Raw genomic sequence first — 15,599 nt, 5'->3', positions numbered from 1 at the left:
TAATACTCACACTAATACCGCCAATACTCATAGGAGGCGGATTAGCAGTCATTAACTACATAAAGTACATGGCATTGGTTGAACAGGCAACGGCAATAATGGCATCGGCAGCGGAGGCGTGGAGGCTAGGCACACATAACCCATAAACCCACAAGCCAATGATGGGCTAACCATCACGGCGAATCAAACCCAACAAACACTTCAACCACTCCCGGCACCTTGAGGAACAAAGTCAACACACGCCATACACAAACTAATCGTGGTAAAAAGCTAAAGGGGTGGTTAATGATTAGGCGCCAGCTAGCAATGCTGATAATGCACGCAATGCTCATGAAGAGCAACCATAGTGACAATCACACAGCACAACAACACGCACTAAGACAAACCATGGAGAAACTACTGAAGGTGGTGCTAACGTGAGGACCACAAGAGGTATAACTACCGTAAAACCAAACATCATTGCAAGAAAGCCTGCGTGGGTTTGAATAAATTCTGGTGCTGTACATTCTTAGTAATCTACCGATCACGTGTTAGTAGGATGTCGTTTACGCACAATCTATTAACAGTAAAGCCACTAAGGATTAGGACGCTTGACCAAGCTCGGGCACCCCCGCCTTGACCTTAACCACCCCTCATCATTTTTAAGCTTTTCCTAAGGTACGTTTATTTACGGTATCCGCCTTAGTGCATTGTCGAGGTCGCTTATTATGTCCTCGGGGTCCTCAAGCCCAACGGACAGCCTTAGTAGGCTTTCATCTATCCCCAGTTTAGCCTTGTATTCGTCGGGTATTGGCTGTGCTGCGCTGGTTATGGGGTATGTGATTAAGGATTCAGGTCCGCCGAAGCTTGGGGCTGGCTTAACCATGCTTAGTGCATTTAGGAATTCGCGGGCCTCCTCCCTACCACCCTTAATCTTGAATGAGACTATGCCCCCGTAGAGGCCGTTGAACATCCTTGATGCCAATTCATGATATGCACTTGACTTTAACCCTGGGTAATAAACCTCCCTGACCTTTGGGTGGTTGCTTAGGAAGTCAGCCACAGCCATGGCGTTCTCGCAATGCCTCCTAACCCTCAGGTTCATTGTCTTAACCCCCCTTAAAACCAGGTAGGCATCGAGGGGTTGTATTATCGTGCCCAGTCTCCTCCTCCACTGCCAGGCGTCATTAATTATGGATTGGCTGCTGGACACTATGACCCCGGCCAAGACGTCATTATGCCCTGAAATGTACTTCGTGGCGCTATGAACGACTAACTCAGCCCCATGCTCAATGGGCCTGTACAGGACTGGTGTAGCCATGGTGTTGTCGACGATTAGCGTTGAGCCAGTATCCCTGGACACTTTGATTAGGTGATCCACGTCAATAACCCTAAGCATGGGGTTTGTTATGGTTTCAACAATTACTACGGAGCCTGGGTTAGCCTTAATGGCCTCAGCCAAGTCCTTAGTCTCGGGCATGGTTACGACTGTTTCAACCCCGAACTTCCTCATGTTGATGGCTAAGCCCAGCGTGGTGCCGTATACCTCGGCGGGGAGTATTAGCCTTAAACCGGACTTGAGTATCGTCATGAGTATGGTTGATATGGCCGCCATGCCGTTGTTTGTGGCTAGGGCATCAACCCCACCCTCAAGCCTAGCTAAGACGCGTTCAAGGTACCTCACCGTTGGGTTCTCCTCCCTAGAGTACTTCAAATCAAGCCCCCTATCCGATAACTGAGCCTCAATAACCTGCCTAAAGGGTGTGGTTAGGTATATGGGCGGTACCACTGATCCAACCTCGTCACCGAACCCATGCCCATGAATGGACTCCGTAGCCTTACCCACAGGAAGCCCCAGCGGCCACACCTATTAAAGCAGTTAACCCCTCAGCAAGGCCCTTAACACACAGGTTAACGACCCGAGTTATCCCTAAATTGACCCTGAGAACCATCAGCATTGCCAACGGGAGACTTAGCGAGACTTGTAGTATTGATTTCACCAACATTAAGCACCCAATTAGGTTTCATGAAAACTAAATTCGCTAAAGTAAAACTTAAAAATAATGTAGAAACACCTAAACATGATATATGAAGGGATGGGTAATTGCGGTAGTGATAGTGGTAGCCTTGGTGGCGGCGGTTACGTTTTATATTGTTAAGTCGGGGCGGCCAGCAAGTGGCGCTTTTAAACGCAGAAAGGCTACTGATTAGTGAGAATTTCACGGGTACTTATCGCTTAACCGAGTCCTAATTAATTAACACGAGCCTAATCTCAGAGGTACTGCAGATTAACGGCGTGGTCACGATATCCAGATCGCCATTAGTGGATGCTGTGGTGACTAATGGAACGGAATTTGTAATCCAGGGCGGCGAAAACTCAAGCGTATATGTTGAATCAGCCATCTATAAGACTAATGATAATATTTGCTTGGTAACGAAGGAGATGCCATCGGGCAGTGTCATTAGCAAGTGCATGCCGTATGGCAACTACACCAAGTACACCATGTTATCCTACTACATGACTGAGAGCTCATTAAGGAACGCAAGGTATATTGGCATAGGTCGCTGGAAGGGTGAAGCCACCTACTGCTTTAATAACGATAAAGCCGCCCAACGAAACGATTGCTCAATCACCTGCCGTGGAAATAACGGTTAATGTAACTAAGATTTGCATACTGGGTAATGGGGTAATAGCCAACATGACCATGACCACGTACGAGTCAACCCAAGAACCAACACCCACCACAATTATTTTCACCATAAATGAAACCCTGGTCAACTACTCCTTCGCATTTAACCAAAGGGAATTTGACCTATTAATAAGCAACGTAACCCAGGGCTAAGGTACCCAACACACCCACTGAATAGGCGGTGAGTAAATCATAAAGGAGGAGTGGTAACTAGGCTTTATATTGATGCTTAGTAGTATTATTTTACTCCTTGGTCTTTAGAAGCCCCTCAAATTTGTCAACCATCCTCTTCACCACCTTTAAGGCAACCTCAACGTCACCGGTGGATAGCTTGGCTTCGTAGAAACCCCACACGTGCAGTGAGTACGCGGTGTTCCAGCCTAGGGAGACCCACTCCCCAACCCTCTCAGATAGCTTACTGGACGCTGTGAAGAGCATGTAGGTGTACCACCTACCCTCCCTCAACGCCTCCTGGTGCTCAGGTAAGTTATGAATCTCAGCCAGTGCCTTAACAACCTCCTCAGCGGCCTTGTATGCCCTCTCAGACGCTTGAACTGGGTCATTCCTCCTAACGTAGTCCTCGGCCTCATTCAAGTACCTCCTAGCCAACTCAAGCCTTAGCCTCAAGCCATTAGATGGATCGCTCCTTGAAATCGCCGTAATTATTAAATCCTCAACGTCAATGCCGAGCTCCCTAGCCCTCTTAACCAACTCCTCCATACTACATTAACCTAACCCGTAAGTGACTTAATAAAGCTTAGGTGCACCATACTCTCCACGGCGTTCAGTGGGCCATAGGTGCACCTGACCCCTCCCGCCCTGAAGGGTGAGGTTTGTTGTTCTTCATCATCACCTAGCCTATTGCGGCAAGTCCACGTAGCAGTAGGGTTGATGCTAGGGCTAGTGCCGCGCATAACGTTAACATAATGGTTAAGCCTCGTCCTTTAGGGTGGGGTTGGGTTTTTAAGTTTGGTTGTTGGTTTTCCTTGTGGATGTTGCGTAGGGCTGTTGCTGTTGAGCTTGAGGTTGCTAAGGAGTTTAATAAGTTGCTCTATTCGGTTGAAGCCATGTACCTTAACATTATTCGTGAGGTTGTTGAATACGCTGTTGTGAACAATGTTACGAGTGCAACCCAACTCCAGAGGTTGTTCTACAGCAAGTATAGGAGTGAGTACCAGGGCTTGCATGCACATTTAATAATTCAAGCAATTAGACAAGCCGCAGAGATCGCCAAGTCATTCATGGAGAGGAGGAGGAAGGGCTTGGTGGACAAGCCCTACCCTGAGGTTAAGGCTGTGTCGATTAGGTTTACAGAGCAGGCATGGAGTTATGAACAGTTCGTTAAATCAATAGCCCCAGTTAAGCTTGAGCTATCCTTACTTGGTGGGAGGAGGGAGGTTTGGTTAAGGTTGCACAAGCGCTTCTGGCAGTACTGGTGGAGGGTATTGACTGGAGAAGCTGTTTTGGCTAGCACGTTAATCATTAAGAGGAAGACAAATAGGTGGTATGCGGTCTTCATCTTCGAGGTCAAGCCAAAGGAGGAGGAACCACAATCAGTCGTTACCTTCGACATTAACGAGAACACGGTAGTTATTAGTAGGATTAACCTGGCATCCACAGTTGGTATGGTGGCTGATTGGAATAGGCAATACATGGTTCCAGAACTATACACGATTAAGACTGATTTCGGTAGGTTGGCTAGGAGGTATGGGAGGATTAGGGATACAATTACCGAGAGGCTCAAGCCACTGTACGCCCTACCAAACGGCAAGTACGTGAGCATTACAGACGTTAGGGAGTTTAGGAAGCGTGTTAAGCACCTAAGGGAGAAGGATAGGAAGTTGGGTAGGGTTAGGCAGGTAGCTAGTGAACTAGCAAAAACTCCAGGAATCATTGTAACCGAGGAGCTTGGCGACAACCCACAGGAATCGATGATTAATGGTATTGGGAAGGACGAGGTGAGGCATCGCATAAAGCAGACACCATTCAAGGCTTTGGAGAAGGCTGTGGAAGAAAAGGCTTTGGAGCGTGGATCCAAGATATTTCGTGTCTCCTCATACAGAAACAGCAGAGTGTGCCCAGTGCACTTTACGAAGCTTGAGAGTACCAATGATTGGCATGTACTAAAGTGCCCACTTGGGCATTATGTAGATAGGGATCACGCATCCATTCTCAATATGTTGTGGAAAACAACACCAAGGTCTTGGACCAAGGGAGTTTGGTGGAACATGAAGCTAGAAATGAATTGGAGAGAGTACGAAGGGAAATCAAACCCACTAATACCACAAAATATCGTGCAATATATACATGCAGTACTAAAGACCTTCACGGCCAGCGAGGAAAGCCCCGCGGTGCTGGCCCGGGGCAGCCCCATGAACCCAGCCAGAGAAGCCAATGAAGACTGGGCAAGGACACCTCCCAAATAGGGAGGAGGCCAGACATAGCCCAACCCAATGCCAAGGTTGTAACCGAAGAATGTAGCCACAAGGGGTAGTTTTAGTTTTCATAATCATTTGTAGTACTCATTTCCATTGGCGTTGGGTTTATTAACCCAACCCCAACACCCTTTATTAGTTACCCTGGGTTTCCGAGATCCGTAGTGGCAAGGAACCCCCGGTGACGGGTGGGGAGCTGCTGCGGTGAGGGGGCCCAGGGAGACCGTCGAGAAGGAGACGGTGGGGATTTCATGAACCGCCGCCTCCGGAGAGACGGTGGGCCAACTCCACCCAGTAGCCTGCCTAGTAGTAATGCGAAGTTTGAAGCCGTAGCCCTAACCCTTGCTGGGTATAATTCACTAATCCATATGCCCAGGTATGCGAAGATCGATGATGAGAAGTAGGTTAACGCTATTGGTAATGCAACGTAGCCCTCATTCACCCTTGCGGTAATGAGGAGGGTTATTGAAGATGCAAGGGCTAAGGCACCTAATACTATTAGGGTCTCTGCCCTACCGTAAACATCCGACGCATAACCAGCCACCACGTAGGCGACGATTCCGATTAGCGGTAATGCGATGAGCCATGCATTAAGCCCAAGAGGCTTCACGGCCTTGAGGTAGGTGGGTGCAAGGCTAACAAGGGGTATTGTGTATAGGAACGCTGAGGCGACTAGAATAGTGCTAAGTATGGTTACGGCAAGTAGACGCCCCCTAAACAAGTCACCATAACTAACCTGCCTCAAGCCAATCTTACCCACGGTCTCCGGCGCTAACATAACCAGGGGTAATGATAACGCCAGTGAGGCTACACCCACAGAAACTAGGACTAGCCTCCAGTTCCTGATCATGCCGCTTACCACGGCATCTAGCACGATACCTACGAAGTATATGCCTTGCACTAATCCACCCATTAAACCACGCCCACTCCTCCAGTTCTCAGCGACTAAAGCGTATGTGATGCCATTTTCTGCGTTAACCCCAAAACCCACCAGGAACCAGAACACGTAAAGCTCCCATAGGTTACCCGCTAGCCCAGTAATTATGGTGAATAGGGAGAAGATTAATGTTGAGAACAGCAACCCAACGCGTCTACCATAGGCATCGGCAACCATGCCGAGGAAACACCCCCAACGGCACCACCTATGAAGGATAAGGTAACCATGATGGATAACGCATCAACACCCACGTGAAATACCACAGCTAGCTGGGGGAACAGGTAAACCACAGAGAATACACAGGAGGCGCTCATTAGGAACGGGATGAGGATACCGATGAAGACCAGTAACCTACTCAATCCATCATCAGCATTCATAATAAACCACCAATCCCCTGCTAAAAAGCATTATCCTGAGCTTAAATTGATGCGAATACTAAATTCAGCTTAACGCGACTCTATATGTCCAAACTCCTCAATTGCATTAATCAGTATCCTGCTGGCCAGTGCAACATCGTTAATGTTAATGTACTCCACAGGCCCATGGCTAAGTGTCGGGTCACCGGGTCCATAGGCAGCCATGTTTAGGGTTAACTTTGCTAATACGGCCATGTCGCTTGTCCCCAATTTCCTGGATAAGGTGGGTTTAATGCCATTCCTCAGGCTGGCCCTAACCAACGCCCTGATCACTGGGTTATTAACGCTGACTGATACTGGGTCTGTGCAGTCAACAACCCTAACACACTCCATGCCGCCTAGCATCCTCTCCAGCTCTACGCATGTTGAGTTTAACGGTATCCTTACGTTGATTACCATGGAGCACTCGGTGGGTACCTTACCTGGGTGGTCGCCGCAGTGCACCATCGTGGGGGTCACTGTGTATGATTGGGAGGACTGGCCACTACCAAGCCTATTAATTACGCCATTTAACGCGCCGTACACTTTCAGTATTGGGTTATCCTCAACCCCGGGCCCGGCCGTGTGGCCTCCATGCCCAAGGCACTTAACCTCGACCTTGGCGCTACCCCTGTATGAGTAGGCTATGTGCATGTTGGTTGGCTCACCCACCACTATGCCGGTTGGCTTTGGTAAATCACTATTAACCAGTGTTAGTGAACCGAGACTATCACTCTCCTCCCTAGTTACCAATGTGAGGACCAGGGTTATGCCTGGGTTTGAGTTAAGGAATGCTGTGACCATGGACACAAGGGGCCCCTTATCATCCACGGCCCCCCTACCGTAAACTAATCCCCCATCCTCCCTAACCTCAATGAAACCAGGCACGGTATCCATGTGAGCGTGTAGCCAAAGCACCCTATCACCATTACCCCTAATGGATATTACATTACCGGCCTTGTCGAGCCAAGCATCTACACCGTGGCTCTTAAGGTACTTTAAGATGAAGTCTGCCACTTCCCCCTCACCCCCACTTGGGCTATATATCCTCAATACGCTGGCCAATAACCCCCTAACCTCATCCTCGTTAACCATCGCAGGGGGATTATTAACCTTGGTTTAATAACTTAACCGGGGTTAATTAGCTCACTTGAGGTATTCAGGTGGGACCTGGGTTAGGTTCTTCCTGATTGCCTCGATGCTCTGCATGAACTTCTGCCTCTGCTCTGGGGTTAAGTTAAGTTCAATTATCTTCTCCACTCCATTTCTGCCAAGCACCACCGGGACCTCGGCAAATATGTCCTTAACGCCATATTCACCGTCCAGGTAGACGGAGGCTTCGAATATTCTCCTCCTATTTTTCTTAATTGAGTCGACCATTAGCGCCAACCCAGCCGCTGGGCCCCAGTTACTGCTGAACTTCCTTAGGTTAGTTATTTCAGCCCCTGCCTGTATAGTCTTCTTAACGACATCATTATACTGATCGCTTGTTAGGAACTCGGTTAATGGCTTACCATAGGCGAAGGAGGCCTCAGGGACTGGGTACATATTCTCCCCATGCTGACCAAGGACAACGGGTATTATTGACTCGGGTGCTATGCCTATCAGTAGTGATGCGTAATAGGCCATCCTGTTTGAGTCAAGGACACCGCTGAAGCCTATCACCCTATTCCTCGGGAAGCCAAGCCTCTTATAAAGCACATAAACCATGGCGTCCAACGGGTTGGTGGTTATTATGACTATGGAGTTTGGGGCGTACTTCTTAACCTGGTCAGCCACCTCGGCAACTATCTTAGCGTTGGCTGCTGCAAGCTCCTCCCTGGTCATACCTGGCTTTCTAGCTAACCCAGCGGTTATTATGACTATGTCACTGCCCTCCATGTCCCTATAGTCGTTACTACCCCTGTATCTAACGGACTTACCCAGTATAGCCGCGGCGTGGTTAAGATCCAACGCCTCACCTTGGGGTAGCCCCTGGATTATGTCTATTAGCGTCACGTCGTTATCCACCTCGTAGAACATTAGGAAGGCGGCTGCGGTGGCTCCCACTCTACCTGAACCCACTATAGTTATCATAAGTTTAACTAGTTCTTACTGCACTTATAAGTTTTTCCGTGAATAATTCTTGACATTAGGATTGTCTTTATGCTTTAAATTCAAAGTATTTCTAATCAAATGTATCATTAATTTATGGTCGAAGTTTATGAATCCCTAAACAATAGGTCCAGGTAATTGAGTAAATACTCTAAACTTGTATTGTTTAGTAAATAGCTTCTTAAGTCAAGATAGCGGCTTATGAAGTCACTGCCTAAGCCCTTAATGATATCATTAATGATGCCGCTGCCCCTATGGCTCATCTCAATGCTAAACGGTACGTCTAGGCCTAGGGCTTCAAGTGCCCTTAACTTAAGGTCACTGGGCCCATTAATCAACGTCCGCCTAAACTCAGACTCATTAAAGGACTTGGTCACGTAATCCTCGTAGCCTGACTCCACCAGTATGTAGTCAATTAACCTGCTTAGTAGTGCTAGGCTAGCAACCCTACTGTACCTCCTGCCTGATAACTCGTCCGTTATGGCCCATTTTGAGAAGATCAATGGGTCGTTGTAAGCCCTCGCCATTGCGATCATCCTGAGTACTGAATACTCATCACTGTTCACGTTAATCATTATCGATGTCACGTCGTCGAATTCAATCGAGGTTTCCCCATTAGTCCACAGTATAATAACCTCACCTGGCTTAATCCTCATTAAAGCCTCATTCACGAATTCCTCGCTGATAGTCACTGATTCCTGACTCTATGGTAAGCTATAAATCGTTTTCCTTGCAGTAAGTTTTATAAAAAACCGAAATCGCTACCGTTATCGGAAGCGATATGAATAGTAAAGGTATTAAAGAGGAGGATCGATTAACCAATGGACGTGGGGTACTAATGAGGAGGGAGGTGAGGAAATACCTAAAGACCGCAGTGTTATTGGCAAGTGCCGTATCGTTAATAGAGATAACCCTAGGCCTAATTATGGGTGTACCGGTCCTCACAGCAGATGGCCTACACACAATGCTAGATGTACTAGTCCTAACCTCACTGTACATTGGGCTTGGACCAGTGTTAAAGCCCCCTGACCTAGACCACCCCTATGGGCACTATAAGTACAGGTACCTATCCATGTACACGGTGGCCATCGTAATAATTGGGGCGTCACTATGGTTAGTAGCCGAGACGGCTATCAATGTTGCGAGAGGTATTATGGAAAGAGCACCATTAAGTTCAATATTCGTGATTGCCGTGGTGGTGGGCCTGGTGCTTAGTAGGATGCTTCTCCTAAGGGCTGGGTATGGTAAAACCCACGACTTGATACTGAACCTTGAGTTTAAACATGCCTTAGCAGACTTAATGGACTCACTGTTGATAGCCGCGACCATTGTAGCATCAGAGTTTATACCTATTATTCAGCCCATTGCCGTATTCGCCATTGCAGCGTACCTAATGTACCTTGGGTACAGGTACTTCAGGGAGTCGGTTAGTGTGCTTCTTGATCAGGTTAACCCAGACATCGCCGGTGAGGTCTACAACATAGCCAGGGAGCATAATATAGTAGTCTCCAGCGTAAGGGTTAAGAACATTGGCAACGGCTACGCAGTAGATATAATCGCCAGGGTACCAGGTTGGTTGAGTGTTGAGGAGGCACATGAGTTAATTGACAGGTTTGAGGATGAGGTGGCCAGGAGGGTGCCATCAGTTATATCAGTGAATACGCACATTGAACCCCAATGAGGCACCACCTTACGGGCCAGCCACGGCTGTGAAGCTGCTCCTTAACTCATCCGTCAACCTGGCTATGGTCTCTGGTCTTAGGTCGCCTAGGAACTTGACGTACCTATCATAGTAGTCGTTGGGTAGGCCGTAGAGCGGTATGATTGAGTACATTTGCGCCACACCCTCAGGCGACTCAGCCCTAACCACCAACCTACCTATTTGATTACCCCTCACCAACTCGATGTCGCTCTTACTCACCTCCCTCATTGAGGCAACGGTGCTCATCATGATCTCCTTAACCTGGTTAACATACTTCTCCCTGGTCCCCGCCATGGCGACTATGAAGCCTGTACCCCCTAGCGGTATGTAGGCTGAGTACGCATAGTAGGCAAGCCCCCTCTTAACCCTAACCTCAGTGTAGAGCCTGCTTATCAGCCCCATTCCACCAAGCAGTGTGTTGAAGGCCATGTAGTCGTAGACCTTGCCGTATATTGAATCGGCTGGGTACGCTATGGCCACGGTGTACTGGACCTTACCGCTGAGGGAGACCTTAACCTCACCACTGTTAATCGTACTGGGCCTTGGCCACTTACCAGTGGCCGGTGAGCCATTAACCTCAACATCACCCCCAACCACGGTTATTGAGTAATAGGCTAGGTTATCCAGGGCCTTCCTAACATCCTCAGGCTTAACCCCACTTAAGTCAACCCCAAGTAGGGTCTCGGGGTGGTTGCCGTAGGGTGAGTTTGGCATTAACCCCCTCAGGGCCTCAGCCATTGACCTAGACCTGGTGTCCTCTCTGGCTAGGTTAACCTGAGTCGATGCCTCGTTAATAGCCCTCCCCAGCATTGATAGGTCAACCTTGGTTAGGGCGTCCCACAGGCTCCTTAACACGTTGGTGGACTCCCTAGGCACCTTAACGGACACGGTTAGGTAATCCCATGAATTGCTGAAGGATATTGAGGCGCCGCTCCTCTCAAGCTCCATCACACCCCTAGACCACTTCCAAAGGCTAATCAAAACCCTTGATATGCCCGGCACGTCCTCGTTGACTAGGCCTAGGTTGAGCTTCAGGTCCAGTACAGTTGAGCCACTCCAGTGGGTTAACTTAAGTACCCTAGCCATAGTAAACCACCACCGCATACCTTATAAGCTCCTCCACGTGCCTTACGTAATCCCCAGGCCCCAGTTTAATAGCATCCTCAACAGCGTGTATCAGGTACTCTGGGTCATTTGCAAGCACCGAGCCCATCCCGTATATTTGACCCAGTTTACTCGGTGAGTCCGTTGAGCTGCCTAGCCTAGCCCTCATCCTTAGCCTAGCCTTCTCCACCTCATCATCAGTTGGCTTATCAAGCATTACCTCAATTAACCTATTAAAGGCCTTATCAGGGTCCTTAACACCCCTGAGGACAACCTCGTAGGGGCCATTCATGAGGGTTAAGTCGTGGCCCGCTGAGACACTGGTTGCGTAACCCTCCTCCACAAGCCTATATAACCTGGCGAACCTGGGGACTGAGATGGGTTCAGCTGCAGTTAACCCGTAGGCCAATGGCCTATCCCCAATCAGGATGAAGTCCGTTAGTAATTGCGCCCTGAAGCCTTGGCCATTGGATAGGCCCGGTGCCTTAAACATGGTGAGTAGTCTCGGTACGCTTGTTGAACCCTTAATGCTCATCCTAATAACCCCAGCCCCCTCCTCATCCCACGGCTCAATGGCCCCACTTAACCCCTCATCACTCAATCCCCCGAAGTAGGACTTAGCCAGTTTCTCAACCTCATGTTCACTTAACCCACCCACGGCCACCAGCACTGCGTTGGATGGGTGGTAGTACTGCCTGTAATACCTATACAATTCATCCCTGGTCACCCCCTCCAGGTCCCTCCTCACGCCGATCACCATATGCCTATAAGGGTGGGTATCCCACATCTTCCTGGCGGCTATTAGCGACATCCTAGCCTCCTCATCATTCTCATTCATGTCGAATTCACTCAACACTATGCTACGTTCCAGGTTGAATTCATTATCCAGGAATAGCGCGTTAACCATCCTATTAGCCTCAATCATGAAGCCCAACTCAGCCTTATCCACGGGTAGGACTTCAACGTAGGCTGTGGTATCGAAGCCCGTGAATCCGTTGAAGTAGCCGCCAACCCCCTCAACAATTTCATCAATACTCCTCTCAAGGCCCTTAATGCTCCTGAAGAGGATGTGCTCAACTAGGTGTGAGCCGCCGTATATGCCATCCCTCTCGTTCTTGGCCCCAACATTGTAAAACATGTATATTGCCTCAACCCCACTACCCCCTATGTGTGAACCAACAACCCTCAACCCATTGTTAAGCCTAAGCTCAAACACGACCATAGTTAGTTCACTGGCTCAGGGTTTAAAGCATTAATTGGCTATGGGGATGCTTAATGACCCCCTCCCCGCCTTGAAGGGTGGGGTTTCACGCTGGGGGTCTTGGGCGTTACCCCCTCTTTGGGGGTTACTGAAAACCCTAGTAGAGCTGGTGTTTATAAACCTATCCCACGTAGTGGGGCAACCCCGCCCCTAGAAGGGGCGAGGCTTGGCATGCCTGTCAGGTATTTTTAATTTAACCAATAGGGTTATTTAACATTAATGAATCATCTATATTAATGCCTTTACCGTTCTTCGGTAGGAGGGATGACAAAGTCAGGAGGAGGATGGAGTCCTATAGGGGGTGGAGCGTGGTTGATGGTAATGGTAATGAATTAGGTAGGGTTGCCTCAATGGAATACAGGATTGAGGAGGATGATGGCAAGACCAAGGTTATTATAACGGGGTTGAGCGTGAGTAGGAATGGTGAGGAGAGTAAGTACTCCGCAAAGGACTACGTAATTAAGATTAACGATGAGGAGAGGGTTATAGTGGTTAAGCCCAAGAATGAACTTGAATCCACAATTAACGAAATCAAAGTTAAGCTGGAGGAAACAGTTAGTAAGCTTAGGAAGGTTAACGACATGCTGCTTAAGCTGGGTGACGTAATGCTCAACATGATTAACAACAACGAGAAGATACCACAGGACTTGATAGACAAGTTCAGGAAGATGCTTGAGAACGAGAGGGAGAGGTACATTAGGGAGTGTGATGAGAGGATTGAGAAGTTAACCAGGATGATTGGGGAGTTGGATGCTAGGATATCCGAGTTAGAGACTGAGTACGGTGAACTTAAGTTGAAGAGTGAGATAGGTCAACTCGACGGGAAGGAGAAGGTTAGGCTCAGTGAACTTAAGGATAACCTAGACAAGTTCAGGAGCATAAGGAACGAGATCACGATGGTCGTGTACAAGTACCGTGGTGAATGCATCTAGCCAACCCTGAGCCTAACCCTAATGTTAACGAGCCTCCGTGACCCATGCCCCTTAACCGAATCATACTTGAAATTTGGTTCCCTAAGCTCATTAGCCTTCTGAAACGCCTTAACCAAGCCTTCTAGGTCCCTGTTCTTTATCAGATCCCAAACCCTAATGGATGGCGGCTTGTATAGGCAGGTCTTAAGCCACCCATCACTTGTTAGCCTTATTGTGGTGCACCCTGCACAGAAGTTGGGGTTCATGTAGTTCTTCACAACCTCAACCTTAACACCATTAACGTTGAAAATAGGCCTATTGTGCAGGTCAACCCTATTCCCAAGGAATCTACCCCGCTCGGCCAGGTGCCTAACCACTGTGTTTAAATCCACGTAATTATCCTCAAACCCCACCTCACCGTAACCAACCGGCATTAACTCAATTAGCTGGAGTGAGAAGCCGTGCTTAGCTGCGAAGTCTATTAAATCATCAACCTCGTCAACGTTAACCTTGGTCACAACCATGTTCAGCTTAATCGCACTAAACCCAGCATCCTTAGCCTTAAGCAACCCATCCATGACCCTGTGGAACACGCTTGGGCTGGTACCTGTAATGTAGGCGTACCTCTCCGGTTTTAGGCTATGCAGGGATACGTTAAGCCTCATCAAGCCAGCCTCACGAAGCCTGTAGGCCAATTCACCCAGCAGGAAGCCGTTTGTAGTCAGGGAGAGGTCCTTAGGCCTCCTTAGGCTCAGCACCTTGACTATTTCAACAATGTCCCTGCGCAGTAGTGGTTCACCGCCGGTCAACTTAAAGTCCATTATCCCAATCTTCATGGCTGCATCGGCAACAAAGCCAATGTCATCAGGGGTTAGGGTTGGTACATGCCTACCCTGACCCTCGAAGTGGCAGAAGAAGCAGTTGAAGTTACACTCACTATTAACCACTATCCTAAGCTTCAAAAGCGGCCTACCGTATCTGTCAATCAAAACCACACCACAGTCTCACGGTGGCCTTTTTAAACACTTCCAAGTCAACAAACTTTAAAGATTAGTGTGAACCGAAGCCACGTGAAGTATAGCCTTAAGCCTCCTAAACTGAAGGAAGGGTCAACGATAATGGTCGTGGCGCCCTCAGCCCCTCCAGGTTACCCAGGTAATGGCGCATCACTGAGTATCGGTTTAAGTTACCTCAAGAAGCGTGGGTTCAGAGTTACCTTAGGCGATACCATTAAGTACGCCTTAAATAGGTGGTTCCACTCGGCAACAGATGAGGCTAGGGCCAGGGACTTAATGAACGCCTTCCTTAGGGATGACGTTGACGCTGTGTGGTGTGTTAGGGGTATGAGTGGCGCCGTCAGGGTTATTAGGCTGCTTGACTATGATGTAATCAAGGAGCACCCGAAGGTAATTATAGGATTCAGCGACATAACGGCCATACAAACCGCAGTATACGCGAAAACAGGCCTACCGTCGCTGCAGGCCCCAATGCTTGACCTAAACGTGACGCCTAACGATGAGGTTAGCCTAAGTAGGTTCAGGAGGGATATGGATATGGCGTTAACTATACTCAGCGGTGAAACCCCGGAGCTTAAGCCGCTTCAAGATGGCCCATTCCCAAGGGTGATAACCCCAGGTAAAGCCAGTGGTACGGTCATTGGCGGCAACCTACTCAAGTTCCTCCTACCCCAGGCAATACCTGAGTTTAAAATTAACCCAGAGGGTAAGGTGCTCTTCATAGAGGAGATACCCATCCTGATACACAGGTTCGATGAGTACCTAGTCACGCTAGGCATGATGGGGATTCTCAACAGGGTTAACGCTGTTGTTTATGGTGAAATACCTGAGCTGCAGCAGTGGCAGGTCAGTGGGAGCATTGTTGAGTCCATCATAGACGCTGCAAGGGTCTTCAACCCCAATGCACCATCATTCATGAATTACCCATGCTGCCACGGTGGTGATCAGCATGGCTTAAACACGTACCCAATGCCCCTGGGCATCAACGTTGAGGTTAATGCCGATGAGGCAACGGTGCTGTTGAAGGAGCCCCTCGTTGAATAATAGCTTAAAACTGCAATAGGCGGGAAGTACA

The 15,599-nt window shown here is 48.6% G+C and carries 16 protein-coding genes; 6 read left to right on the top strand and 10 right to left on the bottom strand.

Annotated features, from left to right (window positions below; all coding sequences use genetic code 11):
• The first annotated feature begins 285 nt into the window (after positions 1 to 285).
• The gene (locus AAX04_RS12490; protein WP_255363578.1) at positions 286 to 420 is read left to right on the top strand and encodes a hypothetical protein; all 135 of its coding nucleotides are present in this window, start codon (positions 286 to 288) and stop codon (positions 418 to 420) included.
• 247 nt (positions 421 to 667) lie between these two features.
• Here AAX04_RS12490 and AAX04_RS08725 read toward each other — a convergent pair whose 3' ends face one another.
• Positions 668 to 1,825 carry a cystathionine gamma-synthase family protein gene (locus tag AAX04_RS08725; protein WP_066797000.1) on the bottom strand — a complete coding sequence of 386 codons (1,158 nt, stop codon included), beginning with the start codon at positions 1,823 to 1,825 and terminating at the stop codon, positions 668 to 670.
• 727 nt (positions 1,826 to 2,552) lie between these two features.
• On the opposite strand from AAX04_RS08725, the gene AAX04_RS08715 reads away from it, so the two are divergent.
• A complete protein-coding gene (locus AAX04_RS08715; RefSeq protein WP_156519781.1) occupies positions 2,553 to 2,822 on the top strand; it encodes a hypothetical protein in 270 nt (89 codons plus the stop codon).
• Between the two features lie 90 nt (positions 2,823 to 2,912).
• Here AAX04_RS08715 and AAX04_RS08710 read toward each other — a convergent pair whose 3' ends face one another.
• Positions 2,913 to 3,389, bottom strand: coding sequence for a PaREP1 family protein (locus AAX04_RS08710; RefSeq protein WP_066796991.1), 477 nt, complete (start codon positions 3,387 to 3,389; stop codon positions 2,913 to 2,915).
• A 272-nt stretch (positions 3,390 to 3,661) separates the two neighbouring features.
• Here AAX04_RS08710 and AAX04_RS08705 point away from each other — a divergent pair, with 272 nt between their 5' ends.
• The gene (locus AAX04_RS08705; RefSeq protein WP_066796989.1) at positions 3,662 to 5,095 is read left to right on the top strand and encodes a zinc ribbon domain-containing protein; all 1,434 of its coding nucleotides are present in this window, start codon (positions 3,662 to 3,664) and stop codon (positions 5,093 to 5,095) included.
• Positions 5,096 to 5,243: 148 nt separating this feature from the next.
• Here AAX04_RS08705 and AAX04_RS08700 read toward each other — a convergent pair whose 3' ends face one another.
• From AAX04_RS08700 to AAX04_RS08685, 5 genes are all read right to left on the bottom strand, one after another.
• Complete coding sequence (locus tag AAX04_RS08700) at positions 5,244 to 6,218, bottom strand: MFS transporter (protein WP_066796987.1); 975 nt, start codon at positions 6,216 to 6,218, stop codon at positions 5,244 to 5,246.
• Positions 6,167 to 6,418: a hypothetical protein gene (locus AAX04_RS11980; RefSeq protein WP_156519780.1), complete on the bottom strand. Its 252-nt coding sequence runs from the start codon at positions 6,416 to 6,418 to the stop codon at positions 6,167 to 6,169. The genes AAX04_RS08700 and AAX04_RS11980 overlap by 52 nt, the downstream gene beginning before the upstream one ends.
• 69 nt (positions 6,419 to 6,487) lie before the next feature.
• Positions 6,488 to 7,531 carry a M20/M25/M40 family metallo-hydrolase gene (locus AAX04_RS08695; protein ID WP_066796985.1) on the bottom strand — a complete coding sequence of 348 codons (1,044 nt, stop codon included), beginning with the start codon at positions 7,529 to 7,531 and terminating at the stop codon, positions 6,488 to 6,490.
• Positions 7,532 to 7,582: 51 nt separating this feature from the next.
• The gene (locus AAX04_RS08690) at positions 7,583 to 8,512 is read right to left on the bottom strand and encodes a malate dehydrogenase (RefSeq protein ID WP_066796982.1); all 930 of its coding nucleotides are present in this window, start codon (positions 8,510 to 8,512) and stop codon (positions 7,583 to 7,585) included.
• Between the two features lie 125 nt (positions 8,513 to 8,637).
• Positions 8,638 to 9,222 (bottom strand): hypothetical protein, encoded by a 585-nt coding sequence (locus AAX04_RS08685; RefSeq protein WP_066796981.1) that lies wholly within the window; start codon positions 9,220 to 9,222, stop codon positions 8,638 to 8,640.
• Positions 9,223 to 9,311: 89 nt separating this feature from the next.
• Here AAX04_RS08685 and AAX04_RS08680 point away from each other — a divergent pair, with 89 nt between their 5' ends.
• Positions 9,312 to 10,211 carry a cation diffusion facilitator family transporter gene (locus AAX04_RS08680; protein ID WP_066796980.1) on the top strand — a complete coding sequence of 300 codons (900 nt, stop codon included), beginning with the start codon at positions 9,312 to 9,314 and terminating at the stop codon, positions 10,209 to 10,211.
• Between the two features lie 9 nt (positions 10,212 to 10,220).
• Here AAX04_RS08680 and AAX04_RS08675 read toward each other — a convergent pair whose 3' ends face one another.
• Together AAX04_RS08675 and AAX04_RS08670 are read right to left on the bottom strand one after the other, a co-directional pair.
• Complete coding sequence (locus AAX04_RS08675) at positions 10,221 to 11,318, bottom strand: pitrilysin family protein (RefSeq protein WP_066796974.1); 1,098 nt, start codon at positions 11,316 to 11,318, stop codon at positions 10,221 to 10,223.
• Positions 11,311 to 12,558, bottom strand: coding sequence for a pitrilysin family protein (locus tag AAX04_RS08670; protein WP_066796971.1), 1,248 nt, complete (start codon positions 12,556 to 12,558; stop codon positions 11,311 to 11,313). The genes AAX04_RS08675 and AAX04_RS08670 overlap by 8 nt, the downstream gene beginning before the upstream one ends.
• Before the next feature lie 275 nt (positions 12,559 to 12,833).
• On the opposite strand from AAX04_RS08670, the gene AAX04_RS08665 reads away from it, so the two are divergent.
• Entirely contained in the window at positions 12,834 to 13,529 is a 696-nt protein-coding gene (locus AAX04_RS08665) for a hypothetical protein (RefSeq protein ID WP_066796969.1), read from the top strand.
• On the opposite strand, the gene moaA is transcribed toward AAX04_RS08665, so the two are convergent.
• Positions 13,526 to 14,503: a GTP 3',8-cyclase MoaA gene (gene moaA / locus AAX04_RS08660; protein ID WP_066796966.1), complete on the bottom strand. Its 978-nt coding sequence runs from the start codon at positions 14,501 to 14,503 to the stop codon at positions 13,526 to 13,528. The two genes, AAX04_RS08665 and moaA, sit on opposite strands and share 4 nt — an antisense overlap.
• 75 nt (positions 14,504 to 14,578) lie before the next feature.
• Here moaA and AAX04_RS08655 point away from each other — a divergent pair, with 75 nt between their 5' ends.
• Complete coding sequence (locus AAX04_RS08655; RefSeq protein WP_066796963.1) at positions 14,579 to 15,568, top strand: LD-carboxypeptidase; 990 nt, start codon at positions 14,579 to 14,581, stop codon at positions 15,566 to 15,568.
• The last annotated feature ends 31 nt before the right edge of the window (positions 15,569 to 15,599 follow it).

The sequence above is a fragment of the Caldivirga sp. MU80 genome (genome assembly GCF_001663375.1).
GTDB lineage: Archaea > Thermoproteota > Thermoprotei > Thermoproteales > Thermocladiaceae > Caldivirga.
The sequence above is the reverse complement of the archived record's forward strand: the minus strand, read 5'-3'. Positions and strand labels throughout refer to the sequence as shown.